Source organism: Mesobacillus sp. LC4, assembly GCF_053543455.1.
On the sequence record NZ_JBGCUB010000004.1, the window covers coordinates 119,471 to 144,087 of the forward strand.

Genomic DNA, 24,617 nt, shown 5'->3' on the forward strand with positions numbered 1-24,617 from the left:
GGAAATGACAAGTATCCGCTTATGGTTCATCCAAACATTCTTGATGATGGCATTCATCACTTCTCTCATCCTTTTCATTGGCCTTCAAATTTTCATCTTCCTTGTGCCAGACAGCGGCCTTTCCACTGCAATGACCTTCTGGTTTTGGCTGTATAGCTTTGTCACTATGGCAGCGGTTGGATTTTACTTCAGTTTACGAGGCAGCTATGTAATCAAGGGGCGACTGGGCGACATTTTGCTGTTCATTGCGACTTTGCGCAGAGGTAAATTCACGGAAAGAATCATGACAGAAGAAAAAGATGAAATCGGGCTCATCTCTGAGGAACTCAATCAGTTATCCGAATACCTCCAAGAGCAGGTCTATTCACTGCAGCGGCTGGCAGAGGAAAAAACAGAGCTATCAAAGACGGCAAAGTCGGTCGCGACCATGGAGGAGCGGCAAAGGCTTGCCAGGGATTTGCATGATGTAGTCAGCCAGCAGCTGTTCGCTCTTAGCATGATGTCATCAGCTTCACTAAGATGGTTTGATCAGGAGCCAGAAAAGGCCAGGAAACAGCTGGAGCAAATTTCTGAAATAGCAGGCAAAGCGCAGGGTGAGATGCGGGCCCTTCTTCTTCACTTGAGACCTGTCCAATTGAGTGGGGAGAGTTTGTGTGAGGGGATTATTAAACTGATCCGGGAACTGAAGCAAAAAACGAACCTGGCATTCGAAGCAAGCGTCGATGAGATCGAGCATCTTTCGCAAGCGGCTGAGGAGCATATATTCCGGATCGTCCAGGAAGCATTGTCCAATATCCTCCGCCATGCCGATGCGACTAAAGTGAAATTGATACTGACAGAGGAGCAGCAATATATACATCTATACATAGGTGACAATGGGAAAGGCTTCGACATCCACGAAGAGAAAATGGCATCCTACGGTCTTAAGACGATGAGGGAACGGTGCGAGCAAATTGGCGGTACATATAATATCCGTTCGAAAGCGGATGAAGGAACATATATTGAAATTAGGATACCTGCTTTGAGGAGGGAAGAGTAATGGAGAAAATCAGAGTAGCAGTAGTGGATGATCATGAAATGGTCCGAAAAGGCATCATTTCCTATCTGGAAACCGAACCGTCAATCGAAATTGTCGGCGAGGCAGATTCTGGAAAAAAGGCTGTTGCACTAGTGAAAGATACAAAACCGGATGTTGTACTAATGGATTTGCTAATGGAGAATGGGACGGGAATTGAAGCAACAACGGAGATTCTAAGCTTTAATCCAGAATGCAAAATCATCATCATCACGAGTTTTTATGACGATGAACAGGTTTTTCCAGCAATCGAGGCAGGAGCATTTAGCTATATGTTAAAGACAGCTTCTGCTTCTGAAGTCATCAAGGCGATTGAAAAAGCGTCCAGAGGAGAAACAGTCATTGAACCAAAGGTAGCCAACAGGATGATGAAAAGATTAAGGCCACAAGAGCGCAAACCACACGATGAACTGACAGAAAGGGAGCTTGAGGTTTTGAAATGTATTGGTGAAGGAATGACAAACCAGCAAATCAGCGAGGAGTTATTCATCGGCGTGAAAACAGTGAAAACCCATGTTTCCAATATTCTAGGTAAACTAGCTTTATCCGACAGAACCCAAGCAGCAGTATATGCAAATCGTAACGGGTTGATCAAGACCTCATAAGTAGAGGAGGGTGTCACGAGATGACACCCTCTTTTACATTAGGAAAGCCTCGATGGAGACACGAAACGGCGGAGGACCAGGAAAAAGCGGCATCCATCGGCCTGATGGAGACACGAAACGGCGGAGGACCAGGAAAAAGCGGCATCCATCGGCCTGATGGAGACACAAAAAGGCGGTTGACCAGAAAAAAGCGTCATCCATCGGCCTGATGGAGACACAAAAAGGCGGTTGACCAGAAAAAAGCGTCATCCATCGGCTTGATGGAGACACAAAAAGGCGGTTGGCCAGAAAAAAGCGTCATCCATCGGCCTGATGGAGACACAAAAAGGCGGTTGACCAGAAAAAAGCGTCATCCATCGGCTTGATGGAGACACAAAAAGGCGGTTGGCCAGAAAAAAGCGTCATCCTTCGGCTTGATGGAGACATGAAATGCCCCTATATCAGAAAAAAGCGCCACCCATTACCTGAATGGTGGCGCAAAGGAAGACGGTCATTCACCTTCAATATAATACTTAGATACATAAGAGGCGCTTTCGAAAATATTAGGTCTTGCGCCATCAATTCCAGCCTCTGTTCCGCGATTCTTATGTGCGTGTGCATAGGCTTTTGATTGTTGCCAGTTTTCAAATGAGCTTTCATTTTCCCAGATGGTCAAAATAATATAAGTATTTGAGCTCAATGGCCGGAGGACACGGATGGCGACAAAACCTGGTTCATTTTCAATCAGCCTTGGCCGGTTCAGAAAGCGGTCCTCAAAAAGCGGCCTTCCCTCATCGGTAACAGGGATATTGTTAAAAACAGCAAAGCCTTCATGGCCGAGTTGGCCAGCAGAATCGATCACTTCATATTTCCTTGGCGAACTGAATAATGTCTTCCTTTCAGTCTCGTGTACTAGGATGGATGATTCGTTGTTGTTCATCAGGACCATGTTTTCGGCCTGGTGTTTTTCTTTTATTTTCAACAGAAAATCAGCTGTTCCCGATGTAATGAATAGATTCATCTTTTCACCTCATTTTAAATAATAAGTTATTCCTTCTATTATAATGATTTTACATCCTAATCTATTTTCCCTTTTTGAGAGAAGATAAAAACAAAAATTCGTCAAATTTTCGACAATTTAAAGCGTTTCCTATGAAATCCGCTCATAAAAGCGATATAGTGTATATAGTTTGTTTAATTCTGCATATACAACGCGGGCTACCGCTTGTCCGATTCGTAAAATAGTTGTTTTTTATTTTAATCCTTTTATATTACAATGGATTACAGACATTATTGAAAGGTGGACCACACTTAATGAGCAAGATTATTAATGATACTTTTTTAAAAGCAGCCAGAGGAGAAGCAACAGATTATGTTCCTGTCTGGTATATGAGACAAGCTGGTAGGTCACAGCCTGAATATAGAGAAATCAAGGAAAAATACTCTTTATTTGAAATTACGCACCAGCCTGAGCTTTGCGCATACGTCACGAGGCTTCCTGTAGAACAATACGACGTTGATGCGGCGATTCTTTACAAGGATATCATGACACCGCTGCCGGCCATGGGCGTGGATGTAGAAATTAAATCAGGGATCGGACCTGTCATTTCCAATCCTGTAAAAACATTATCCGATGTTGAAAAATTGGGTGCGATCAACCCTGAATCAGATATTCCATACGTACTTGACACAATCAAGCTTCTTACAGAAGAACAACTTTCGGTACCATTGATTGGTTTCTCGGGAGCTCCGTTCACTCTTGCAAGTTATATGATAGAAGGCGGACCTTCGAAGAATTACAACAAGACAAAGGCATTCATGTACTCCCAGCCTGAAGCATGGTTCGCGTTGATGGACAAGCTTGGTGATATGGTGATTACATATGTGAAATCCCAAATCAAAGCCGGTGTTAAAGCAATCCAGATTTTTGATTCATGGGTAGGAGCATTGAATGTCCAGGATTACCGTACATTCATCAAGCCAGTGATGAACAGGATCTTTTCTGAATTGAAAAAAGAGAATGTACCATTGATCATGTTTGGTGTTGGGGCAAGCCACCTGGCTTTGGAATGGAACGATCTTCCGCTTGATGTAGTAGGACTGGATTGGCGTCTTCAGGTGAGCGAGGCCCGCGAACTTGGAATCCAGAAAACCGTCATGGGGAATCTTGATCCTGCTATCCTTCTTGCACCATGGAATGTGATCGAAGAAAGGGCAAAAGCAATTCTTGACCAGGGTATGGCACAGCCTGGCTATATCTTCAACCTGGGCCATGGGGTATTCCCATCAGTGAACCCTGAGACATTGAAAAAGCTGACGGCTTTCATCCATGAGTACTCTGCCTCAAAGTTAGGCAAATAGTTTATATTCTGTTCCAGAGCATTACATTTGGTAAAATGGACTTGTTTTTGGCAGAATATAAGCTTAGAGATACGAAAAAAGAGGTGCAATCATGACTAAGAAAAAAATGGGTTTGCTTGTGATGGCATATGGCACACCTTACAAAGAAGAAGATATTGAACGTTACTATACACATATCCGCCACGGCCGTCCGCCGGCACCGGAAATGCTTGAGGACTTGAAACAGCGTTATGAAGCGATTGGGGGCATTTCTCCACTTGCAAAAATCACGGTGGAACAGGGCGAGAAGCTCGAACAGCATCTGAACAGCATCCAGGATGAGGTCGAATTCAAAATGTACCTTGGGCTGAAGCATATCGAACCTTTCATCGAGGATGCCGTGAAGCAAATGCATGATGATGGCATTGAAGAGGCGGTCAGTATCGTGCTCGCACCGCATTTTTCGACCTTCAGCGTAAAATCATATAATGGACGTGCAAAAGAAGAAGCGGAAAAGCTAGGAGGCCCTGAAATTGTATCGGTTGAGCAGTGGTATGATGAACCTAAATTCATCAAATACTGGTCTGACCGTGTCGCAAAGACCTTTGCCGAAATGCCTGCTGACGAGCGCGAGAACTCAGTATTGATCGTTTCTGCCCATAGCCTTCCGGAGAAGATTCTTCAAATGGGAGATCCGTACCCTGAACAATTAAAAGAAACAGCTGATTTGATTGCCAAACAGGCAAACGTGAAAAATTACGAGGTTGGCTGGCAAAGTGCAGGCAACACGCCTGAACCATGGCTTGGCCCTGATGTACAGGATCTGACAAGGGATCTTTTCAAGGAAGACGGCTATAAAGCATTTGTATATGTACCCGCTGGTTTTGTTTCCGACCATCTGGAAGTACTGTATGACAATGATTATGAATGCAAGATCGTGACTGAAGAGATCGGTGCCAGCTATTACAGGCCGGCAATGCCGAATACAGAGCCTGAATTCATTGATGCATTGGCGGATGTCGTTTTAAAGAAGCTGTCATCTTCACGCTAAAACTTACTTAAAGAAGGCGATTTACCGTGACAGAAAAAAAGAAAGTTGTAATTGTAGGGGGAGGCATAACTGGTTTGGCGGCAGCGTACTATTTGCAAAAGCATGCCAAGGAGAACCAGCTTCCTCTTGATGTGAAACTGGTCGAATCCTCTCACCGTGTTGGCGGGAAAATGCAAACGTATGTGAAAGATGGCTTTGTCATCGAAAGAGGACCCGATTCCTTCCTGGAAAGAAAAGAGAGCGCAGGACGTCTTGCCAGAGAAGTAGGTTTAGGAGATAAATTAGTCAATAACAGTACAGGGAAATCGTATGTGCTGGTGAAGGACAAGCTCCACCCAATGCCTGGCGGAGCAGTGATGGGAATTCCTACTCAGATCGGTCCATTCGTTACAACCGGCCTATTTTCCTGGCCAGGAAAGTTCCGGGCTGCCGGAGATTTCTTTATGCCTCCTTCAAAGGTAAAAGGAGACCAGTCCCTTGGTGAATTTTTCCGGCGCAGGCTTGGTGATGAAGTGGTTGAAAACCTGATTGAGCCCCTGCTCTCCGGTATTTATGCCGGGAATATTGATAACATGAGCTTACTGTCCACTTTTCCGCAATTTTATCAGGTGGAGCAGAAATATGGAAGCTTGATTCTTGGCACAAAGAAGACAACTCCCACGGCAAAAAAGAAGCCTGCTGAAACGGGACAGGCGAAGAAAAAAGGAATGTTCCTGACTGTGACGACTGGTCTGCAATCCTTTGTCGATGCGATCGAATTCAAGCTTGAACCTGGTTCTGTCATTAAGGGAATCAGGGTCGATAAAGTGAGCAAACAGGAGAATGCTTACCGTTTGAGGCTAAGCAGCGGCGAATCGCTTGATGCAGACAGCATCCTATTAGCTGCTCCACATGAAGCAGCACTGCATATGTTCTCAGACCACGAACATATCTTTGATCCATTCCGTGATATGCCTTCAACTTCCGTTGCGACGGTTGCCATGGCATTCCCGGAAAGTGTCATAAAAGAAGATATTGATGGTACAGGCTTTGTTGTATCAAGGAACAGTGATTATACAATCACTGCCTGCACATGGACACACAAAAAGTGGCCTCATACCACTCCGGAGGGAAAAGTCCTGCTCCGTCTTTATGTCGGCAGGCCAGGTGACGAGGCAATTGTCGAGCTTTCGGATGATGAAATCATCAAGATTGCGTTAGAAGATTTAAATAAAACGATGGATATCAAGGCACAACCTGATTTTGCAGTAGTGTCACGCTGGAAAGAAGCCATGCCGCAATATACTGTTGGACATAAGGAAAGAGTCGCGAACCTGAAGAATGATTTGGCCAGTGAGCTTCCGGGTGTTTTCGTAGGCGGCAGCTCTTATGAGGGAGTCGGCCTTCCAGACTGCATAGACCAGGGTGAGGCAGCCGTCGAAAAGATCTTGTCATATTTGAAGCTTCATGGATAACGGCTGTTTCATCATTGAATATATACAACTCTTGATAAAAAACCCTTTTTAGGGTTTTTTATTTTTCCACCCTTGCCATAGTGTAAAATACATGATAAATTATTTATTGACGTATTGACCGTTTTTCTCATTTGGTCATTTTGGAGGTGATAACATGGCGGTTGACCGAAAACAGCAGATTCTTGAAGCAGCGACCAACTCTTTTTCACTGTACGGCTATAAGGCGACTACGATTGATCAGGTTGCAAAGCTGGCGAACGTTGGGAAAGGCACCATTTATACCTTTTTCAAAAATAAGGAACAGCTTTTCGATGAAATTGTTAATGGCCTCATCCAAGAAATGAAAGAAGTCGCAAATGAAGCAGTGGATCCATCAGACTCTTTTTATGAAAATGTCCACAGAGCTTTATATAGGCTGCTGGAATTTCGTAAGAAGCATCAATTGACAATCAAACTCTCGCAAGAAGCCCGGGATATTGGGACTCCAGCTGTCCTGGAGGTTATGGATAAAGTAGAATCAGCCATCCTTAGCTTTATTAAGGAAAAGGTCATCCAGGCAATCCAAAAGGGCGAAATAAAGGAATGCGACCCGGAGATAACAGCGTTCATCATGATGAAGCTTTATATCGCGCTGATTTTTGATTGGGAAAAAAAGAACGAACCACTCGAAAAAGAAAAAATCTCTGATTTGTTTGAGTTTTATATCTTCAAAGGATTGTCTGATTAAGGATAGTCCTTATTTTTAACAACAAAATGACCAAATGAACAAAATGGTCATTAATTACATCATGGAGGACTAAAAATGAAAAAAAATCTATTCACCCAAGAGTTGCTTTCTATTTTTCGAAATAAGAAGCTTCTTATTCCGATCATTGCCGTCTTGTTCATACCGGTTCTTTACAGCGGAATGTTCTTATGGGCATTCTGGGATCCGTACGAACACCTTTCAGACCTTCCAGTAGCTGTTGTCAACAGCGATTCAGGGTCAACAATTGACGGGGAGACACTGGAACTTGGCAATGACCTGGTTGAAAAATTAAAGGAAAACCAGGATTTTGGATTTGAGTTTGTGTCCGAAGAAGAAGGGACAAAAGGGCTGGAGCAGCAAAAATATTATATGCTCATAAAAATTCCGAAAGATTTCTCCGAAAATGCAACAACTTTGATGGATGAACATCCAGAAAAGCTCGAACTTGTTTATATTCCTAATGAAAGCTTCAACTTTTTATCTGCTCAGATTGGGGGAACAGCAGCAGAAAAAATCAAGGCTTCCGTGTCCGAGAAGGTTTCTGAAACGTATGCGGAAACGATGTTTGACAAAATCGGCGAACTGGCAGATGGACTTGGCCAGGCGAGTGACGGAGCTTCGGAACTGAACGACGGTGCGGTCAAGCTTAAGGATGGAAGCAAGGAGCTTTATGATAATCTATCAGTGCTCGCAAGCAAGTCTATTGAGTTCAACCAGGGAATGAACTCAGCTGATTCTGGTGCCAAAGAGTTGGCGAATGGAGCAGGAAAGCTCGCTGGAGGACTTGGTCAATTGGAGGAAGGGAAAACGAAGCTTGAGGAAGCTTCAGGCCAACTTCTGGCAGGCGAGAAAGATTTGCAGACAGGTGCCTCACAAGTAAAGGGAGGTTTAGATCAGGCAAACAGCAAGATACCAGAATTGATTGAGGGTACTAAACAAATTGAACAGGGTTCAGAAAATCTCGGCCAAAAGCTGGCAGACTGGAAAAATGGGGCTGAAAATGCAGCTGGCGGAGCGGCAGAACTTCATGCCGGCATTCAAGAACTGCAAAAACAAATGGAGGCGATGGCACCTTTATTAAAAGACCATCCTGAAAAACAAAAAGAGCTTGCAGCAGCGTTTGCTAAACTCGAAGCTGGCAGTGCAGGTCTTGAGAATGGGACAGCGCAACTTTCAGACTCAGCAGGTAAACTGGCTGCAGGTTCGGTGGAATTATCAGCTGGTTTGAATAAAGTCATTGCCGGCCAGGGTGAGCTCCAGCAGGGAATCTCGGAACTGGCAGCAGGTAGTGGACAAGTGGAAACTGGTGCTGCGAAACTGGCAGCAGGCCACGAAGAATTTCATTCGGGTCTCCAGCTGTTCGGTAACAAGCTGAGCGAGGCGAAAGCTGGTTCTGTTGAGCTGGCAAATGGAAGTTCCCAACTTGTTGGCGGAATGGATCAGCTGGCAGCTGGTTCCGCAGCTATGACCGACGGAGCTGACAAACTGGCATCAGGTGCCGGAGAATTGTCTGAAGGAAATTCCAAGGTTGCGGCTGGGACATCCGAGCTTGCTGAAAAGCTGAAAGATGGGGCAGAAGAAGCAAAGATGAACCCAGATGAAGAAACCTACAATATGCTTGCTGCACCAGTAAAGCTGGCGAATAAAACATTCAAATCAGTTCCGAACTATGGAACAGGATTTGCGCCATACTTCTTATCTCTTGGCTTATTTGTTGGTGCGTTGCTGCTTTCCATCGTTTTCCCATTAAGGGAGCCAGCTGGAGTTCCTTCAAGCGGTGCAAGCTGGTTCTTCAGCAAATTCAGTATCCTGGCTGGAATCGGCATACTGCAGGCACTTGCAGCTGATGCCATCCTTCTAATGGGGTTGGGCCTTGACGTAGAAAGCGTTCCGCTATTCGTGGTCTTCTCCATTATCACAAGCCTGACTTTTATCGCACTGATTCAGTTCCTTGTGACGTTGTTAGGAGATCCAGGACGTTTTGTAGCAATCATTATCCTAATTTTGCAGCTTACGACAAGCGCAGGAACATTCCCATTGGAGTTAATTCCGGGATTCCTGCAAAAGTTTAATGCATTTTTGCCAATGACTTATTCAGTGCAAGGGTTCAAAGCTGTCATCTCAAGCGGGGATTTTAGTTTCATGTGGCAAAATGCAGGGATTTTGGCAGGATATATTTTAGTCCTGGCAGCAGGCACAGCATTTTATTTCCATTGGATGTTCAAAAGGAAATTCGCCGTGTTAGTTGAATAACATTCTATTGTCAAAACAGCAATAACAAAAAAGAAGCCAGCTCAATTAGCTATTGAGCTGGCTTTTCATGTGCAGTTTTTAAAACTGCGGAAAAGGGATTGTATTACACCCGGAAAACCGGGGAAGGAAAACGAATGTATTTTGAATTATAGATGTATATCTACTTCGAGAATTGTCCAGCTCCATCGCCTAGCCCCTCGAGACGTTTCGGTCCGCCCAATGAAGTCAAAGAACGACTTCACTGGTCAGCCCTCCAACGCTTGTCGGGGCTGAACAAGGCGCTTGCGCTTTTCTTACAGTTTACCAGGGTCCATGCATCCATCACACTTATTTCCGTAGCATTCATGCTGTTCGTCAATCGATTCTCCACACTCAATACACTGCTTCTTCGGCAAATTACGAAAGAATTCTACGACATTCTGAATCATGTTGTTCCCTCCAAATATGTGATGTTTTAATACAGCATCATTATTTATTCCATTGTATTATAACAGAGCGGATGGCGTCAATCATAATTTTCTGAAAAAGCCATTCTAGTGAAAAAATGGGCAGAATGAAGTATAGTGAAAGAAAAAGCGTGATTATAGGAGGGAAATCATTGAAGCTGACTATCGTAGGTTTCTGGGGTGGATATCCAAAGGTGAATGAGGCAAGCACCGGATATTTGCTTGAGCATGAAGGGTTTAAGCTGATGATCGACTTTGGCAGCGGTGTACTGGCAAAACTCCAAAATTTCGTCCAGCCTGAAGAGCTGGATGCCCTGGTGCTGTCACATTATCATCCGGATCACATTGCCGATATCGGCGTCTTGCAGCATGCCCGCCTGATTCAGGGCTTCCTGGGTAAAAAGTCCCCGCAGCTTCCGATTTATGGACATACTCAGGATAAACAGGAGTTTGCGAAGCTTACATATAAAAACATCACAAAAGGGGTTGCTTATGATCCGGCTAATAAGCTGAACATAGGGCCTTTCTCCATTTCATTCCTGGCTGCAGTCCATCCGGTTCCTTGCTATGCGATGAGGATCGAAGCAGGAGGCAAGTCGCTGGTGTATACTGCCGATACTTCCTTTAAGGAAGAGTTCATCCCGTTTGCTCAAGGTGCAGAATTGCTGCTTTCCGAATGCAATTTTTACGGAAACCAGGATGGCAAAGGAGCGGGCCATATGAACAGCTATGATAACGGAAAGCTTGCGGCTGAGGCGGGTGTTAAGCAGCTGGTCCTGACCCATTTGCCGCATTACGGGGAAATAGATCAGCTTGTTTCAGAAGCTTCGAACATTTTCAATGGCCCTATCACCTTCGCAAGGGAAGGGCTGGAAATCACTCTTTAAAAAGGAGAATCAATCATGTTATTTATTGACAATAAAGGAATCACTGACCCAAGAATCAACCTGGCAATTGAAGAATATGCCTTGAAGAACCTTGACATCAATGAAACGTATTTACTGTTTTATATAAACGAACCATCCATCATCATTGGCAAGAACCAGAATACAATTGAAGAAATCAATACTGAATATGTCGACAAGAATGGCATTCATGTTGTCCGCAGATTATCAGGTGGAGGTGCTGTTTACCATGATCTGGGCAACCTGAATTTCAGCTTTATCACGAAGGACGATGGCGAAAGCTTCCACAATTTCAGGAAGTTTACCGAGCCAGTGGTGAATGCACTAAGGAAACTAGGAGTCAATGCGGAATTAAGCGGAAGGAATGACCTGTTGGCAGAAGGAAGAAAGATTTCCGGTAACGCTCAATTTTCGACAAGAGGGCGGATGTTCAGCCATGGAACGCTTCTGTTTGATTCAGAGATTGAAAGCGTAGTTTCAGCGCTTAACGTAAAAAAAGACAAAATTGAATCTAAAGGGATTAAATCAATCCGCAGCAGAGTTGCAAACATCTCCGAATTCCTCTCAGAAAAAGTAACCATTGAGGAATTCCGTTCCTTACTGCTAAAAAATATCTTTGATGGACTAGATGATATTCCGGAGTATGTATTGACGGAGCAGGACTGGAAGAATATCCATGAGCTTTCGAAGGAAAGATACCAGAACTGGGATTGGAATTATGGAAAATCACCTAAGTTCAATCTGCAGCATTCGCATAGGTTCCCGGTTGGCCAGGTCGATGTTCGCTTTGAAGTAAATAAGGGCATCATTGAAAACTGTAAAATCTATGGAGATTTCTTTGGTGTAGGCGATGTGACTGAGATTGAGGACAAACTGACAGGAATCAAATATGAAAGGTCCCAAATTGCTCATGCATTGGAAGGTGTAGACATAAAACATTATTTCGGAAATATTTCTAAGGAAGATTTCATTAACTTAATATATTAACTTTGGAAACGCGGTGTTGATGCACCGCGTTTTTAATTTAAAGAAAGTAAAATTGTTAGAATTCCGACATATTTTCCTTGAATCCATAATTTTCTTACAATATAATATATTTAGAAAACTTTTTACAAAGTTTGGTGACTCATGTCACCGCAAAGGGGGAAGGGAGTTAATGAATCTTTCATCACAGCTTCATCACACTGCCTCAATGCTGGGCGATAAGCCGGCATATTTTTTCATGGACAAAGCAAGCACGTATGCAGAGCTTGATGCTTCTGTCACAAAGTTTGCTTCTGGTCTTGAAAAGCTAGGGGTAAAAAAAGGCGATCATATCGCATTGTTGCTAGGAAACTCTCCACATTTTGTCATCAGTATGTACGGAGCGCTTAGGCTCGGTGCAACAGTCATTCCCATCAATCCAATTTACACAGCAGATGAAATCGGCTATATCTTGAACAATGGTGATGTAAAAGTAGTCGTTGGGCTGGATCTAATGCTGCCGCTCGCAGAAAAAATGCATCAGCATTTACCAAAGGTCGAACACTTCGTCATTGCAGAGACAGGCCAAAGCCAGATGTCTGAAGAGGAAATGTCCAAGCTTTCTTTAGGCTCAAAATTGAAACCGTTTACACATGTCGTGGGTTCCGGAGATCTAGATTTCAATGGTCCTGACCTGAATGAAGATGATGTCGCCATCATTCTTTATACTTCAGGAACGACAGGCAAGCCTAAGGGAGCTATGCTTACACACAAAAATCTTTATAGCAATGCAAAAGATGTAAGCGATTACCTTAAGATGAATGAAGATGACAAGGTAATCACGGCTTTGCCAATGTTCCACGTTTTCTGTCTGACGGTTGCTCTTAATGCGCCGCTGATGAATGGCGGAACACTGTTGATTGTCCCTAAGTTCAGCCCGGCAGAAGTGTTCCGGATTGCGCGTGAATACGAGGCAACTGTTTTTGCAGGAGTGCCGACGATGTATAATTTCTTATTCCAGTATCCAGAAGGAAATACGGATGACCTTAAGTCGCTTCGACTGTGTATATCCGGCGGTGCTTCACTTCCGGTTGCTCTTCTCCAGAATTTTGAGCGTAAATTCAATGTAATGGTTTCAGAAGGATACGGCTTGTCCGAGGCAGCACCAGTTACATGCTTCAACCCGCTTGACCGTCCGCGCAAAGCAGGTTCAATTGGAACCTCAATCGTGAATGTCGAGAACAAAGTTGTCAATGAAATGGGCGATGAAGTGGCACCTGGAGAAGTTGGCGAATTGATTGTCCGCGGCCCGAACGTCATGGCAGGCTACTATAAAATGCCAGAAGAAACGGCCGCTACAATCAGGGATGGCTGGCTTTACACAGGAGACTTAGCCCGCATGGACGATGAAGGATATTTTTATATTGTCGACCGCAAAAAGGATATGATCATTGTGGGCGGATATAATGTCTATCCACGTGAAGTCGAAGAAGTTTTGTATAATCATTCGGATATTGTCGAGGTTGCCGTTCTTGGGGTACCTGACCCGAATCTCGGCGAAGCGGTACGCTGTTATGTCGTCAGCAAGAATCCTGAGCTGACAGAGGATCAGCTGCTGAACTACTGTCGTGAGCACCTGGCAAAGTACAAGGTGCCAAGCGCAATCGAGTTCCTCGAAGAGCTTCCGAAGAATACAACCGGAAAGATCCTAAGAAGAGCATTAAAGAATCAGGTACTACAAAAACAATAATTTTACAGATGTGAGGCAGGCGCTATGCCTGCCTTGTTTCGTGCAGGTATCAAATTCTAAATCTGTCCAATCCAAGGCTTCCAGGAGTCGGTCAAAGCGCTTAGGCTTTTCTGACAAAGGGCAGGAAATTTGCCGCCTTGGCTAGAATGTCATTGGAGAAGGAGTTGAGCATGGTGGGAAACATCGATTTTCAATTAGAAGGACATACGGCATTCGTCACATTGAATCGTCCGGATGCGTTAAATGCATTTAATTATGAGACACTTGATGAGTTACAGAAGGTCATGGAAAAAATCAGGACAAACCGTGAAGCCAGGGTCGTGATCATTACCGGTGCCGGCGAGAAAGCATACAGCGTGGGAGCTGATTTGAAAGAACGCCGCACGCTGTCTGATGAAGACGTGAAACGGAATATTTATAAAATCGGCGAGGTATTCACGATGGTAGACCAGCTGCCGCAGCCAACCATCGCAGCCATCAATGGATTCGCCTTCGGAGGTGGAATGGAGCTTGCTCTGGCATGTGATTTCCGTGTTGCAGCGGATGGGACGCAGATGGGGTTGACGGAAACGAGCCTGGCCATCATACCTGGAGCAGGAGGAACGCAGAGACTGCCACGGCTGATCGGCCAGGCAAAAGCCCTCGAGTTGATATTGACAGCGCGACGGCTGAAAGCGGAGGAAGCTCTGGATTATGGTCTCGTTACCGCTGTTGTCAAAAAAGAAAGCTTGCTTGATGAATGCGTGAAATTTGCCGAAATGATGCTGGCTAACGGACCTGTCGCACTGCAGCAGGCTAAATACGCCGTCAAGCAGGGAATGAACGCCGACTTACAGACAGGACTGCAAATTGAGCGCAAAGCTTATGAAGTTACCATCCCGACAGAAGATCGCCTCGAGGCACTGGCTGCATTCAGCGAGAAGCGAAAGCCAGAATTTAAAGGAAAGTAACTCAACACGGCCGCGGCCGTGTTTTTTTTTCGGAAAGAATGACGTTGAGAGACCATGAAAATTGCACATTTTTTCGATCTGTTTGCCCGATTTTGAAAATCTCGTCCACATTTTCAGATATATCAGCGGATTTTGAAATATATCGACCACATTTTCAGATATATCAGCGGATTTTGAAATATATCGACCACATTTTCGAATATATCAGCGGATTTCAAATTATATCGACCACATTCACGAATATATCGACCAACTGAACTTTTTGGGCCAGCGATTCAAATTTTCCATCCATCAAAGTATTTCGGTAAAAGAAACACTTTTCCAAGCTGCTGGAAGTATGTATAATATATTTTAATTGATTAAAGGATATTGATTTTTACATAGTGATAGAAAGGCGGGGCGCTCATGGAAGGTACATTGGCTGTAAAGCAGGTTACAGATTTCAAAAAAGGGGTTCAATCAGGTATCAGCATTGCGATAGGCTATATGCCGATTGCGCTTACCTTTGGCTTGATCGCCAAGACAACTGGGCTTGCGCTCGGTGAGACGGTCATGATGAGTCTGCTTGTGTTTGCCGGTGCTGCACAATACATTTCCTTAAGCCTCCTGGCACAAGGAATCGGCATCTTCGAAATCATACTGACTACTTTCATCGTGAATATCCGCCATTTCCTTATGTCTGCGTCATTGAATGAGAAGGCGGAAGAGGATACGGTTGGAGCGAGGATGGGGTATTCCTTCGGGATTACCGATGAGACGTTTTCGGTCGCAGCCACGCGGGAAGGAAGTGTCAATGCCGGATATATGTTTGGCTTGAATCTCACTGCCTACTCGAGCTGGGTCGTCTTTTCCGGGCTGGGCTACCTTGTCGGGGCCGGATTGCCGCAAACCCTTCAGGAAAGCATGTCAGTCGCATTATACGCTATGTTTGTCGGCTTATTGGTTCCATCGATGAAAACCAATGTGAAAGTGATTTACCTGGCAGCACTCGCAGCTGCGTTCAACTCGATCTTCACGATGGCTGAACTGATGTCAACGGGATGGGCCATTGTCCTTGCCACTTTGTTGTCAGCCATTCTTGTAGAGGCTGTAGAAACATTCAAGAAAGGCAGGGGGGTACATGCAGATGAGTAGAGAAATCATCATCATGATCATAGGCATGGCTGTCGTGACCTACATACCGAGGATGCTTCCGTTCGTGATGTTCCGGGGAAAAGAACTGCCGCCATTTTTGCAGGGAGTCCTTAAGAACGTCCCTTATGCCACACTGGGAGCGCTGATTTTCCCAGCGATCCTGTTTATCCAGGAAGACATCTGGTACGGCCTGATTGGTGCTGCTGCCGCGTTCATCGTTGCCTTTATGGGAGCGAATGTCATTGTGGTCGTCATTGGTTCGATTTCAGTCTTGACTTTATATTCTTATTTCTTTTAGATCTGCTGGCATGCAGGTCTATTTTTTTTTTTTTTTTTTCATTAAAAGCTTCGAAAGCAAAAAACGGGCAGGCTAATCGGAAAAATAAATGAAATGTTGACAAGATGGGTGAATAGATTATAATTAACTTTATTAATTCCGACTATACTAATAAGCTTTATGAGAATAGGGTGGTTAAATTGTTTATCGAAATCAGCAATGTACACAAACAGTATGAAGATAAAAATAATCACCAGGTTGATATTTTAAAAGATATTAATCTAGGAGTGAATAAAGGGGAATTTGTTTCAATTCTTGGTCCATCGGGATGTGGCAAATCCACGCTGCTTTCGATCGTGGCTGGGCTGACTCCAGCTACAAGCGGAGAAGTTTCTGTTTTAGGTAAAAGAATTGATAAACCGGGGAAAGACCGGGGGATGGTCTTCCAGCAGGCAGCGCTTTTTCCATGGCTGAATGTCCTGGAGAATGTCCTTTTCCCGCTTAAACAGGAAATGCCGAAGAAGCAGGCTGAAGCCGAGGCAAAAAAACAGCTGCAAAAGGTCCAGCTGAGCAAGTACCTTTCGCACTATCCTCATGAGCTTTCGGGCGGAATGCAGCAGCGGGTAGCAATTGCTAGAGCGCTTGCGATGAATCCGGAAATTCTCTTGATGGATGAACCGTTTGGAGCGCTTGATGAACAAACCCGCTCCCGCCTGCATGGACAGCTCGAGACAATATGGGCTGAAACACAAAAAACAATTTTATTCGTGACTCACAGTATCTCCGAATCCATTAAGCTATCAGACCGGATCATCGTGATGGGAACAAAGCCTGGCGTGATCCTTAAGGATATTAAAGTAGAAATTCCAAGGCCTCGCGATGAGCATAAAAAAGAGATGGTGGAGCTGGAAGAATATATTATGGGCTACCTCAAGAAGGAGATCGACAAAGTCATCAGGGAGGAGCTTGCAGATGAATCCGCACATTAAGAGAATCATATTTTTCGCAGCAATCATTGCCTTCTGGTATGCGGGCAGCAAGCTGGAATGGTGGATGCCAATCATCCTTCCATCTCCGGATAAAGTCCTTGAGGCACTGGTCACAGGATTCCAGGATAAAACCTTGATCTATGATTTGATTGCCAGCTTCAAGCGTCTAGGGATCGGCCTTGGGCTTTCCCTTGTAATCGGGACAGCGCTCGGAGTCCTGCTGGCGAAATCCAAAACGGCGGATGAGACGCTGGGAACAATTGTCCTTGCTTTTCAGAGTGTACCGAGCATTGTATGGCTTCCGCTCGCGATCATGTGGTTCGGCATGAACGAGAAGGCCGTCATTTTTGTAGTCGTTCTGGGAGGAACATTTGTCATGACGCTTAATATTCGAGTGGGCATCAAAAATGTTTCGCCATTATTCATAAAGGCAGCCAAAACAATGGGAGTGACCGGCTGGAACTTATATAAAAGGGTCATTTTTCCCGCAGCAATCCCTTATGTTGTTACCGGGTCAAGGCTTGCATGGGCATTCGCCTGGAGAGCCTTGATGGCAGGGGAGCTTTTAAGCACGGGACCTGGTCTCGGGTATACGCTCCGTTACGCCTCAGATTTCGGCAACATGGGACTCGTGATTGGCGTCATGATCATCATTGGTGTCATCGGAACAATCGTAGATCAGCTTATCTTCCAGCGTATCGAAAAATCAGTCCTGAATCGCTGGGGACTTGAATCATAAAAACAGGAGGGAATCACATGAAAAAAGCTTCATTATTTCTTGCAGTTCTAATGGCATTTGCGGTGCTGCTCGCAGGCTGCGGTGCAGGAGGATCATCCACAGCATCTGGTGAAAAGGAGAAAATCGTCATCGGTTATTTCCCGAACATCAATCACGTACCTGCCATGGTGGCAAAAGACAAAGGCTATTTTGAACAGCAGCTTGGCGATGGCACAACAATCGAGTATAAGACATTTGCTGAAGGCGGTTCATTCATGACTGCATTGAAAACAGGTGAGATTGATGCTGGTCTTGTAGGACCTGGACCGGCGATGAACAACTATTCAACAGGTGCAGATGTTAAAATCATTGCAGGTGCATCCACTGGGGGCACAGTTGTATTGGCAAGAAAAGGAGTCGAAATCAACTCCGTTGAAGATTTCGCCGGCAAGACATTCATCACTCCGGGAGTAGGCTGCACACATGATGTTCAGTATGAAACATACCTGGAAGCTGAAGGTATCACATCACAACGAATTGGCGGAACAATGAAGCATCTTACTGGCCAGCCAGCACAATACGCTGCAATGCTGAAGGCTGGCAAGGTCGACATCGCTGTAGCACCAGAACCATGGGCAGCGGTCATTGAAAAAGAAACTGGCGCAGAAGTCGTCATCGGCTGGGATGAAGTATCCTTCGGCGAAACACTTCCTGCATCTGTTATGGTCACTTCTGGCAAGATGATCGAAGAAAAACCAGAAACAGTTCAAAAGATTATTAACGCACATAAAGACGCTGTGAAATTCATCAAGGAAAATCCAACAGAAGCACAGGCAATCACAATTAAAGACATTAAGGAAACTACAGGGCAAGAGCTTGAAAAGGATGTAGTCGAGCTAGCATGGGACCGCATCGGCTTCACATATGAAGTAGACGCACAGGCGATCCAGGACTTCTCGGATTCATCTTATGCTTTGAAATTCCTTAAAGACAAACCAGACTTTAAAACATTGATTGACGATAGCTTTTTAAAGAATTAAAGAAGCTTGAATAAGAGAAAAAGGTATCAGGGTTTTTCTTGGTGCCTTTTTGCTGTTAAAAGCAAATGCCTGAGTAGACGAAGAAATGTAGAATTTAGGAATCACTACAACTGAATCGCTGCTAAGAAGGTTTCGGTAACAAGTTGAAGGAACATGTGCCCGAAAAGTGCAGGAGGCGAAGGTTTCGGTAACAAGTTGAAGGAACATGTGCCCGAAAAGTGGAAGAGGCGTAGATTTCGGTAACAAGTTGAAGGAACATGTGCCCGAAAAGTGGAAGAGGCGTAGATTTCGGTAACAAGTTGAAGGAACATGTGCCCGAAAAGTGCAGGAGGGGGAGATTTCGGTAACAAGTTGGAGGAACATGTGCCCGAAAAGTGCAGGAGGGGGAGATTTCGGTAACAAGTTGGAGGAACATGTGCTCGAAAAGTGCAGGAGCCATGGATTTCGGTAACAAGTTGAAGGAACATGTGCCCGAAAAGTGCAGGAGGTGGAGATTTCGGTAACAAGTTGAAGGAACATGTGCCCGAAAAGTGCAGGAGGGGGAGATTTCGGTAACAAGTTGGAGGAACATGTGCCCGAAAAGTGGAAGAGGCGTAGATTTCGGTAACAAGTTGGAGGAACATGTGCCCGAAAAGCGGAGGAGGCGGAGATTTCGGTAACAAGTTGGAGGAACATGTGCCCGAAAAGTACAGGAGGCGGAGAATTTAGACAAATGTTGATGTGCATTGCCCCCTCCCAACAATAACTTGTTCTATTTTTGGGACAAAGGATTAAAATAGTTATAGATATGGTTGTACGTAAAGGGGGAGAAGCTATGGCGAGAAAGATGGGTTTTTATGGTGTGGTCGCCTATGTGCTCTATGGTTTCGCGGTATACTGGTATTTATTTTACTTTGCAGATAGCAATCTTCCATTTGAGTTTGAGGGTTCGAGAGCTGACCCGGCGACATTCTTGAACGGAAGAGAGTTAATGCTGAGCGAGGAATACTCGAAAATCAGGAACTTATTGTTCTTTCTGTCCACACCCTTCGAGTGGCTGTTATACTTTCTGATTTTGCTGCTCGGGCTTTCAAAAGCTTTTAAGAAATGGGGAGAAGAGACTGCGAAGAATAAGTATGGCCAGAAGGCGATCTATGTGATTTGGCTTTCATTCTTTGCTTATATTGCGACTTTCCCGCTAAGTTACATTAGTTACACACTATCGAAGACATACAATATCTCCACTCAGTCCTTTGCTTCCTGGATGAAGGATGAATTGATTGATTTCTGGATTAATTATGCCATGATGTTCGTGATTGTCATTGTCCTGTACTGGTTGATGAACAAGTTCAAGAGATTCTGGTGGCTGTTTGCCTGGATGCTTTCTGTTCCGTTCACATTGTTCATCATGTTCCTGCAGCCGGTAGTAATCGATCCGCTGTACAATGATTTTTCCCCGCTGAAAAATAAAGAGCTGGAGACTAAAATCCTGGAAATTGCGGGGGAGGCCAATATTCCGGCTGATCATGTATTTGAAGTGGATATGGCTGAAAAGACCAATGCTTTGAATGCCTATGTGACAGGAATCGGGACCAATTCAAGGATCGTTCTCTGGGATACGACATTGAACAGATTGAACGATGACCAAATTTTGTTCATAATGGCCCATGAAATGGCCCATTATGTGGAGAAACATTTATATATCGGAATTGCCGGCTACTTGGTCCTTTCTTTATTCGGCCTGTACTTCGTTGCAAGACTGATGAATTGGGCAATCAAGCGATGGGGAAGGGAATTCAAGCTGGAGCATCCGGGCGACTTACGGTCGTTCCCGCTATTCCTGATGTTCCTCTCGATGATCATGTTTGCCTCAAGCCCGGTTTCGAATCTTGTATCCCGCTACCAGGAAACAAGGGCTGACCGGTATGCGATCGAAATGACGGACAATACTGATGCAGCGATAACTGCATTCCAGGAACTGACGAAGGCAGGACTGAGCCAGGTCAATCCCCCATGGCTGGTAAAAGTTTTCCGCTACGGACATCCAACCATGCTGGAACGGATTTCCCGACTTGAAGATTATGAAGTGAAGAAGAGAAATGAACAGGAAGATGAATATTAAGCAAAGCCCATCAAAAAAGCCCTCGAAAAATGAGGGCTTTTTTGATTTGACATGCCTGTTTGTATATTCAACAAAGCAAGCAGCCTTATTTCGCAATAATAAAATATCCCCTATATAGGGGATATCACTCATCAAGTGCCGAATTGTTTGTTGAGATCTTTCAATTCTTCCGTCAAGGTTAAAAACAGGATTTTGTCTCGTTCATCGATTGCTTTATCAATTTTCGTCATCAATTTTTCTTTCTTGGTATTCAGCTGGATTTCGGAAATTAGCATGTCAACATACAGGTCCAGAACAAAAGATTCCTTGGCTTTAATGCGTTTCATCACGCTGGCCTTCATGGTTTCAGAATACGATTTTTCTTTCACTGACCTCACCTCTTAGACCTTTTTTATATTATATGGATTATTGAAAAGATAATCAACTAAATTTTTATAATTTTTAGAAAATTTATATTCAGACATTAAATGTGGCTAAAAATAGAACTTTTTATGTAATTAAAGAAAATTTCAACACTTATGGTAAAATAGGGTATGAGGTATATTAGGAGGTGAAGGAATGACAGGAAGTACAAAGAACTTAGTAGAAGAGTACGAAATAAATCCTTTTACCATGATAATTATTCCTGAAGAATACGGCAGCAGGATTTACTCCAGGGTGATCGAGCTGGAGGAGGAGTATTTATCCCCATTCAGACCAATAGATGTCGTCAAAAAAAGCTGTAAATATTTTGGAAGCAGCTACGAAGGCAGGAAAGAGGGAACGAAACAGCTTACCGGGATCACCCATAAAACCCCCATCATCATCGACCCTATAAGCTCCATTTATTTCATGCCAACAAGCTCACCTACAAAACAGGATTGCATTTGGGTTTCGCACGAGCATGTGTTATTCCATAAGAAAGTGAATGCCCACAGTACACAGGTTACCTTCAGGAATAAGAAAACCCTGATTCTTCCGGTATCCCATCATTCATTTGAAAACCAGCTGCTGAGGACATCCCTGCTTCGCACCAAATTTTTGCAGCGGATGAAAGAAACAGAACGTAAAGCACTATATCTGCTGCATGGCCCGAAGTACAGTGACTCGCAGGGGTATGGCAATCTCGTCAGTGAGGCATATAAAGACTGAAGAATCCGGTTATCAGCCGGATTCTTTTTGTTCTGCTGTCACTGTTTTGAATCGTTTGAAAAGGTAGTGGACCATTAGTTCCTGGACTTTGTTGCGGATTCGGGGATTGAAGTAGTTATGCTGTTCTTCGTAGCCTTTGTAGATGAAGAGGAACATGGTGAAGGCGTCATCCCGTTTTACTTCTTCAACCTTAAGGTTATTCTTTTTGAGGTAGATCTTTACAATGGAGAGCTCTTTCTGGACTTCTTTCATTGTTTCTTCAATTAGTTCCAAATAAGGCTTTTTTAATTTAAATGGGCTATTTTCGACGACAGAAAGATCCCGATTGAGCACGACCAGTACCATCGGCAAATAGATGGCCTGCTCCATAATATCGCGGTCTTCTTCAGGAATCCTTGTCATTTTACTCTGTCCCTTCAACATAAAATAAGAACATTTGTTCGTAATCATCGTACCGGATTTTGAAGAGGATTTCAAGAGGGTAAAAAAATTTCTCCTTTCTATCATCTTCTCCAAAACAAAAGGAAAATTGCAGTAATGGTGTGAAGTCGGCTTTTTTCGGAAAAAAGATATTGATAAAAGCAGGAGATTTATTTCTATTATCGAAATATAAAGAGAATAATTTAACTTTGGAAGGATGGCTCCCGAGATGGAAAAAAGATTTATTAAAGCAGAGGATTTATTTGAATTAAAGTCCGTTACTGACCCTCAGTTTTCTCCTGATGGAACGAAGTGTGTGTTTGTTCAGACGGAGATGCTGGAGAGCAAGAATGATTATGCCTCTAATTTATACATAATTGACATTGAAGAAGGCGGAGAACCAAAGCAATGGACTTATGGGGAATACCGTAACCATACCCCAAGATGGTCACCAGATGGATTGAAACTGGCTTTCGTTTCAAACCGCAACGGCAAGAACCAGATTTTTGTTCTCGATGCTGCAGGCGGGGAAGCGAAGCAGGCTACAGACTTCAGGAATGGAGCAAATGGTCCTGTTTGGTCTCCGGATGGATCCAGGATTGCCTGTTCCGTATCCTTGAAGCCTGACGAGGATTTGCATGAAAAAGCAGAAGAAAAGAAGGACGACAAGAAGCTGGAACCATTCGTAGCTGAGGAAATGAAATATAAATCAGACGCGTCTGGTTTCTGGGACGGCAAGTATAAACAGACTGTCATTGTGAATCTTGCAGACGGAAAGGCAGAAGCAGTAGCAAAAGGTGAAGTGGACTACCATCTGCAATGCTGGTCTCCTGATGGCAAAAGCCTTGTATTAACGGCTGATGAGTCTTCTGAACGTGATTTTTCATTCAAAAGTGATTTGTGGCTGATGGACATTGAGACAGGAAATAAGACGAAGCTGACGAATGGTACAGGCTACTTCGGGAACGCTGTATTTTCACCTGATGGAAAATACCTTGGCTATACGGGGCATGAGCGAGAGTTTGAGAATGCAACGCTGACCCAGCTTTGGGTACAGGACCTGCAGACTGGAAGCAACCAATGCGTGACGGAGAACATGGATATTCTTGTTGGCGACGCTGTTGCCGCAGACTTCCAGCAGGGAGCTCATAGTCCTGGGTTGATCTGGGGCGAAGATGGCAGGAGCCTTTATTTCCTTGCTACCGACCAGGGAAACACTGTGCTATATTTTGCGAATCTTGATGGCGAAGTGTATCCGGCTCTTCTTGACCAGCAGCATGTGTATGGCTACACTCTTGACCGTAAAAAACAGAGAATCATTGCAGCCATCAGCAATCCAGTGCTGCCGGGAGAATTGTTCCGGCTTGAAGTCACCACTGGCGAGATGAAACAACTGACCTCCGTGAACGAAAAGCTATTGGAGTCCGTCACTTTATCGAAGCCTGAGCAAATTTCTTTCGATGCAAGTGACGGTACCCCGCTTCATGGCTGGATCATGAAGCCTGCTGGATATGAAGAAGGAAAGAAATATCCGTTGATTCTTGAAATTCACGGGGGACCGCATGCCATGTATGCCAACTCATATTTCAATGAATTCCAGGTCCTGGCGGCTGAGGGCTATGCAGTCCTTTATATCAATCCGCGCGGCAGCCATGGCTATGGCCAGCAATTCGTCAATGCTGTTCGCGGCGACTATGGCGGCGGAGACTATCAGGATGTGATGGACGCTGTGGATTACGCACTGGAACATTATGATTTCATTGACAAGGAACGATTGGGCGTGACCGGCGGGAGCTATGGCGGATTCATGACAAACTGGATTGTCGGGCATTCTGATAGGTTCAAAGCTGCCGTCACTCAGCGTTCGATTTCGAACTGGATCAGCTTTTATGGTGTCAGTGACATCGGCTACTATTTTACAGAGTGGCAGATCCAGGCTGATCTCAGCGATTTAGAAACATTATGGAAGCATTCTCCTATCGCATATGTGGATGAAATCAATACACCATTATTGATCCTTCATAGCGAAAAGGACTATCGCTGCCCGATTGAACAGGCAGAGCAGCTTTTCATCGCCCTGAAAAGACAGGGGAAGGAAACGAAGTTCATCCGGTTCCCTGAGTCCAACCATGAGCTTTCAAGAAGCGGCAAGCCTAATCTGCGCCTGAGCAGGCTGGCATCCATTATTGATTGGTTCAATAGCTATCTTTAAAAAGCCTTACCCGCGGCAAGCACTGCCGTGGGTTTATTTTTTTTGAAAATTTCTCCAGAGAAGTTTAAGGTTATAG

At 44.4% G+C, this 24,617-nt stretch carries 24 protein-coding genes; 20 read left to right on the forward strand and 4 right to left on the reverse strand.

The window, feature by feature from the left end:
• The first annotated feature begins 4 nt into the window (after window positions 1–4).
• Genes AB5I83_RS13945 through AB5I83_RS13955 form a run of 3 tightly spaced genes read left to right on the forward strand, consistent with a single transcriptional unit; the run spans window position 5 to window position 1,889 of the window.
• Window positions 5–1,039, forward strand: coding sequence for a sensor histidine kinase (locus AB5I83_RS13945; RefSeq protein WP_226087123.1), 1,035 nt, complete (start codon window positions 5–7; stop codon window positions 1,037–1,039).
• Entirely contained in the window at window positions 1,039–1,680 is a 642-nt protein-coding gene (locus tag AB5I83_RS13950; protein WP_448976077.1) for a response regulator, read from the forward strand. Before AB5I83_RS13945 ends, AB5I83_RS13950 begins: the two co-directional genes overlap by 1 nt.
• 20 nt (window positions 1,681–1,700) lie before the next feature.
• Complete coding sequence (locus AB5I83_RS13955) at window positions 1,701–1,889, forward strand: hypothetical protein (RefSeq protein WP_448976078.1); 189 nt, start codon at window positions 1,701–1,703, stop codon at window positions 1,887–1,889.
• 281 nt (window positions 1,890–2,170) lie between these two features.
• On the opposite strand, the gene AB5I83_RS13960 is transcribed toward AB5I83_RS13955, so the two are convergent.
• Window positions 2,171–2,680 carry an antibiotic biosynthesis monooxygenase family protein gene (locus tag AB5I83_RS13960; RefSeq protein WP_448976079.1) on the reverse strand — a complete coding sequence of 170 codons (510 nt, stop codon included), beginning with the start codon at window positions 2,678–2,680 and terminating at the stop codon, window positions 2,171–2,173.
• A gap of 293 nt (window positions 2,681–2,973) precedes the next feature.
• Between AB5I83_RS13960 and hemE the strand changes: the two genes are divergently transcribed.
• From hemE to AB5I83_RS13985, 5 genes are all read left to right on the forward strand, one after another.
• On the forward strand, window positions 2,974–4,020 hold the full coding sequence (hemE, locus tag AB5I83_RS13965) for a uroporphyrinogen decarboxylase (RefSeq protein WP_448976080.1): 1,047 nt from the start codon (window positions 2,974–2,976) through the stop codon (window positions 4,018–4,020).
• Window positions 4,021–4,111: 91 nt separating this feature from the next.
• The gene (gene hemH / locus AB5I83_RS13970) at window positions 4,112–5,050 is read left to right on the forward strand and encodes a ferrochelatase (RefSeq protein WP_448976081.1); all 939 of its coding nucleotides are present in this window, start codon (window positions 4,112–4,114) and stop codon (window positions 5,048–5,050) included.
• Window positions 5,051–5,076: 26 nt separating this feature from the next.
• A complete protein-coding gene (gene hemY / locus AB5I83_RS13975) occupies window positions 5,077–6,504 on the forward strand; it encodes a protoporphyrinogen oxidase (protein ID WP_448976082.1) in 1,428 nt (475 codons plus the stop codon).
• Window positions 6,505–6,658: 154 nt separating this feature from the next.
• Window positions 6,659–7,231, forward strand: a complete 573-nt coding sequence (locus tag AB5I83_RS13980) for a TetR/AcrR family transcriptional regulator (protein WP_448976083.1) — start codon at window positions 6,659–6,661, stop codon at window positions 7,229–7,231.
• Between the two features lie 75 nt (window positions 7,232–7,306).
• Complete coding sequence (locus AB5I83_RS13985; protein ID WP_448976084.1) at window positions 7,307–9,505, forward strand: YhgE/Pip family protein; 2,199 nt, start codon at window positions 7,307–7,309, stop codon at window positions 9,503–9,505.
• Between the two features lie 293 nt (window positions 9,506–9,798).
• On the opposite strand, the gene yhfH is transcribed toward AB5I83_RS13985, so the two are convergent.
• Entirely contained in the window at window positions 9,799–9,933 is a 135-nt protein-coding gene (yhfH, locus tag AB5I83_RS13990; RefSeq protein WP_167832100.1) for a protein YhfH, read from the reverse strand.
• A gap of 170 nt (window positions 9,934–10,103) precedes the next feature.
• Between yhfH and AB5I83_RS13995 the strand changes: the two genes are divergently transcribed.
• From AB5I83_RS13995 to AB5I83_RS14040, 10 genes are all read left to right on the forward strand, one after another.
• Window positions 10,104–10,838: an MBL fold metallo-hydrolase gene (locus AB5I83_RS13995; protein WP_448976085.1), complete on the forward strand. Its 735-nt coding sequence runs from the start codon at window positions 10,104–10,106 to the stop codon at window positions 10,836–10,838.
• A 15-nt stretch (window positions 10,839–10,853) separates the two neighbouring features.
• Complete coding sequence (locus AB5I83_RS14000) at window positions 10,854–11,843, forward strand: lipoate--protein ligase (protein WP_167832102.1); 990 nt, start codon at window positions 10,854–10,856, stop codon at window positions 11,841–11,843.
• A gap of 169 nt (window positions 11,844–12,012) precedes the next feature.
• Window positions 12,013–13,569, forward strand: coding sequence for a fatty acid--CoA ligase family protein (locus AB5I83_RS14005; RefSeq protein ID WP_448976086.1), 1,557 nt, complete (start codon window positions 12,013–12,015; stop codon window positions 13,567–13,569).
• Window positions 13,570–13,739: 170 nt separating this feature from the next.
• Entirely contained in the window at window positions 13,740–14,519 is a 780-nt protein-coding gene (locus AB5I83_RS14010; protein ID WP_448976087.1) for an enoyl-CoA hydratase-related protein, read from the forward strand.
• A gap of 405 nt (window positions 14,520–14,924) precedes the next feature.
• The gene (locus tag AB5I83_RS14015) at window positions 14,925–15,653 is read left to right on the forward strand and encodes an AzlC family ABC transporter permease (protein WP_448976088.1); all 729 of its coding nucleotides are present in this window, start codon (window positions 14,925–14,927) and stop codon (window positions 15,651–15,653) included.
• Window positions 15,646–15,951, forward strand: a complete 306-nt coding sequence (locus tag AB5I83_RS14020; protein WP_167832104.1) for an AzlD domain-containing protein — start codon at window positions 15,646–15,648, stop codon at window positions 15,949–15,951. The genes AB5I83_RS14015 and AB5I83_RS14020 overlap by 8 nt, the downstream gene beginning before the upstream one ends.
• Window positions 15,952–16,130: 179 nt before the next feature.
• Entirely contained in the window at window positions 16,131–16,919 is a 789-nt protein-coding gene (locus AB5I83_RS14025) for an ABC transporter ATP-binding protein (RefSeq protein WP_448976089.1), read from the forward strand.
• A complete protein-coding gene (locus AB5I83_RS14030) occupies window positions 16,903–17,658 on the forward strand; it encodes an ABC transporter permease (protein ID WP_167832106.1) in 756 nt (251 codons plus the stop codon). The genes AB5I83_RS14025 and AB5I83_RS14030 overlap by 17 nt, the downstream gene beginning before the upstream one ends.
• Window positions 17,659–17,675: 17 nt before the next feature.
• Window positions 17,676–18,677: an aliphatic sulfonate ABC transporter substrate-binding protein gene (locus tag AB5I83_RS14035; protein ID WP_448976090.1), complete on the forward strand. Its 1,002-nt coding sequence runs from the start codon at window positions 17,676–17,678 to the stop codon at window positions 18,675–18,677.
• An 814-nt stretch (window positions 18,678–19,491) separates the two neighbouring features.
• On the forward strand, window positions 19,492–20,778 hold the full coding sequence (locus tag AB5I83_RS14040; protein WP_448976091.1) for a M48 family metallopeptidase: 1,287 nt from the start codon (window positions 19,492–19,494) through the stop codon (window positions 20,776–20,778).
• A 131-nt stretch (window positions 20,779–20,909) separates the two neighbouring features.
• Here the strand turns inward: AB5I83_RS14040 and AB5I83_RS14045 are convergent, their stop codons facing one another.
• Window positions 20,910–21,146, reverse strand: a complete 237-nt coding sequence (locus AB5I83_RS14045) for an IDEAL domain-containing protein (RefSeq protein ID WP_167832109.1) — start codon at window positions 21,144–21,146, stop codon at window positions 20,910–20,912.
• 190 nt (window positions 21,147–21,336) lie between these two features.
• Between AB5I83_RS14045 and AB5I83_RS14050 the strand changes: the two genes are divergently transcribed.
• Entirely contained in the window at window positions 21,337–21,909 is a 573-nt protein-coding gene (locus tag AB5I83_RS14050; RefSeq protein ID WP_448976092.1) for a competence protein ComK, read from the forward strand.
• 12 nt (window positions 21,910–21,921) lie between these two features.
• Here AB5I83_RS14050 and AB5I83_RS14055 read toward each other — a convergent pair whose 3' ends face one another.
• Entirely contained in the window at window positions 21,922–22,311 is a 390-nt protein-coding gene (locus AB5I83_RS14055; RefSeq protein ID WP_448976093.1) for a hypothetical protein, read from the reverse strand.
• A gap of 247 nt (window positions 22,312–22,558) precedes the next feature.
• On the opposite strand from AB5I83_RS14055, the gene AB5I83_RS14060 reads away from it, so the two are divergent.
• On the forward strand, window positions 22,559–24,541 hold the full coding sequence (locus AB5I83_RS14060) for a S9 family peptidase (RefSeq protein ID WP_448976094.1): 1,983 nt from the start codon (window positions 22,559–22,561) through the stop codon (window positions 24,539–24,541).
• Window positions 24,542–24,617: the final 76 nt, after the last annotated feature.

Excerpts from the sequence above, each read along its gene's own strand:
- AB5I83_RS13945 (WP_226087123.1), top strand. The coding sequence starts at position 5 with ATGACAAGTATCCGCTTATGGTTCATCCAAACATTCTTGATGATGGCA.
- AB5I83_RS13950 (WP_448976077.1), top strand. The coding sequence starts at position 1,039 with ATGGAGAAAATCAGAGTAGCAGTAGTGGATGATCATGAAATGGTCCGA.
- AB5I83_RS13955 (WP_448976078.1), top strand. The coding sequence starts at position 1,701 with ATGACACCCTCTTTTACATTAGGAAAGCCTCGATGGAGACACGAAACG.
- AB5I83_RS13960 (WP_448976079.1), bottom strand. The coding sequence starts at position 2,680 with ATGAATCTATTCATTACATCGGGAACAGCTGATTTTCTGTTGAAAATA.
- hemE (WP_448976080.1), top strand. The coding sequence starts at position 2,974 with ATGAGCAAGATTATTAATGATACTTTTTTAAAAGCAGCCAGAGGAGAA.
- hemH (WP_448976081.1), top strand. The coding sequence starts at position 4,112 with ATGACTAAGAAAAAAATGGGTTTGCTTGTGATGGCATATGGCACACCT.
- AB5I83_RS13980 (WP_448976083.1), top strand. The coding sequence starts at position 6,659 with ATGGCGGTTGACCGAAAACAGCAGATTCTTGAAGCAGCGACCAACTCT.
- AB5I83_RS13985 (WP_448976084.1), top strand. The coding sequence starts at position 7,307 with ATGAAAAAAAATCTATTCACCCAAGAGTTGCTTTCTATTTTTCGAAAT.
- yhfH (WP_167832100.1), bottom strand. The coding sequence starts at position 9,933 with ATGATTCAGAATGTCGTAGAATTCTTTCGTAATTTGCCGAAGAAGCAG.
- AB5I83_RS14000 (WP_167832102.1), top strand. The coding sequence starts at position 10,854 with ATGTTATTTATTGACAATAAAGGAATCACTGACCCAAGAATCAACCTG.
- AB5I83_RS14005 (WP_448976086.1), top strand. The coding sequence starts at position 12,013 with ATGAATCTTTCATCACAGCTTCATCACACTGCCTCAATGCTGGGCGAT.
- AB5I83_RS14010 (WP_448976087.1), top strand. The coding sequence starts at position 13,740 with ATGGTGGGAAACATCGATTTTCAATTAGAAGGACATACGGCATTCGTC.
- AB5I83_RS14015 (WP_448976088.1), top strand. The coding sequence starts at position 14,925 with ATGGAAGGTACATTGGCTGTAAAGCAGGTTACAGATTTCAAAAAAGGG.
- AB5I83_RS14020 (WP_167832104.1), top strand. The coding sequence starts at position 15,646 with ATGAGTAGAGAAATCATCATCATGATCATAGGCATGGCTGTCGTGACC.
- AB5I83_RS14030 (WP_167832106.1), top strand. The coding sequence starts at position 16,903 with ATGAATCCGCACATTAAGAGAATCATATTTTTCGCAGCAATCATTGCC.
- AB5I83_RS14035 (WP_448976090.1), top strand. The coding sequence starts at position 17,676 with ATGAAAAAAGCTTCATTATTTCTTGCAGTTCTAATGGCATTTGCGGTG.
- AB5I83_RS14040 (WP_448976091.1), top strand. The coding sequence starts at position 19,492 with ATGGCGAGAAAGATGGGTTTTTATGGTGTGGTCGCCTATGTGCTCTAT.
- AB5I83_RS14050 (WP_448976092.1), top strand. The coding sequence starts at position 21,337 with ATGACAGGAAGTACAAAGAACTTAGTAGAAGAGTACGAAATAAATCCT.
- AB5I83_RS14055 (WP_448976093.1), bottom strand. The coding sequence starts at position 22,311 with ATGACAAGGATTCCTGAAGAAGACCGCGATATTATGGAGCAGGCCATC.
- AB5I83_RS14060 (WP_448976094.1), top strand. The coding sequence starts at position 22,559 with ATGGAAAAAAGATTTATTAAAGCAGAGGATTTATTTGAATTAAAGTCC.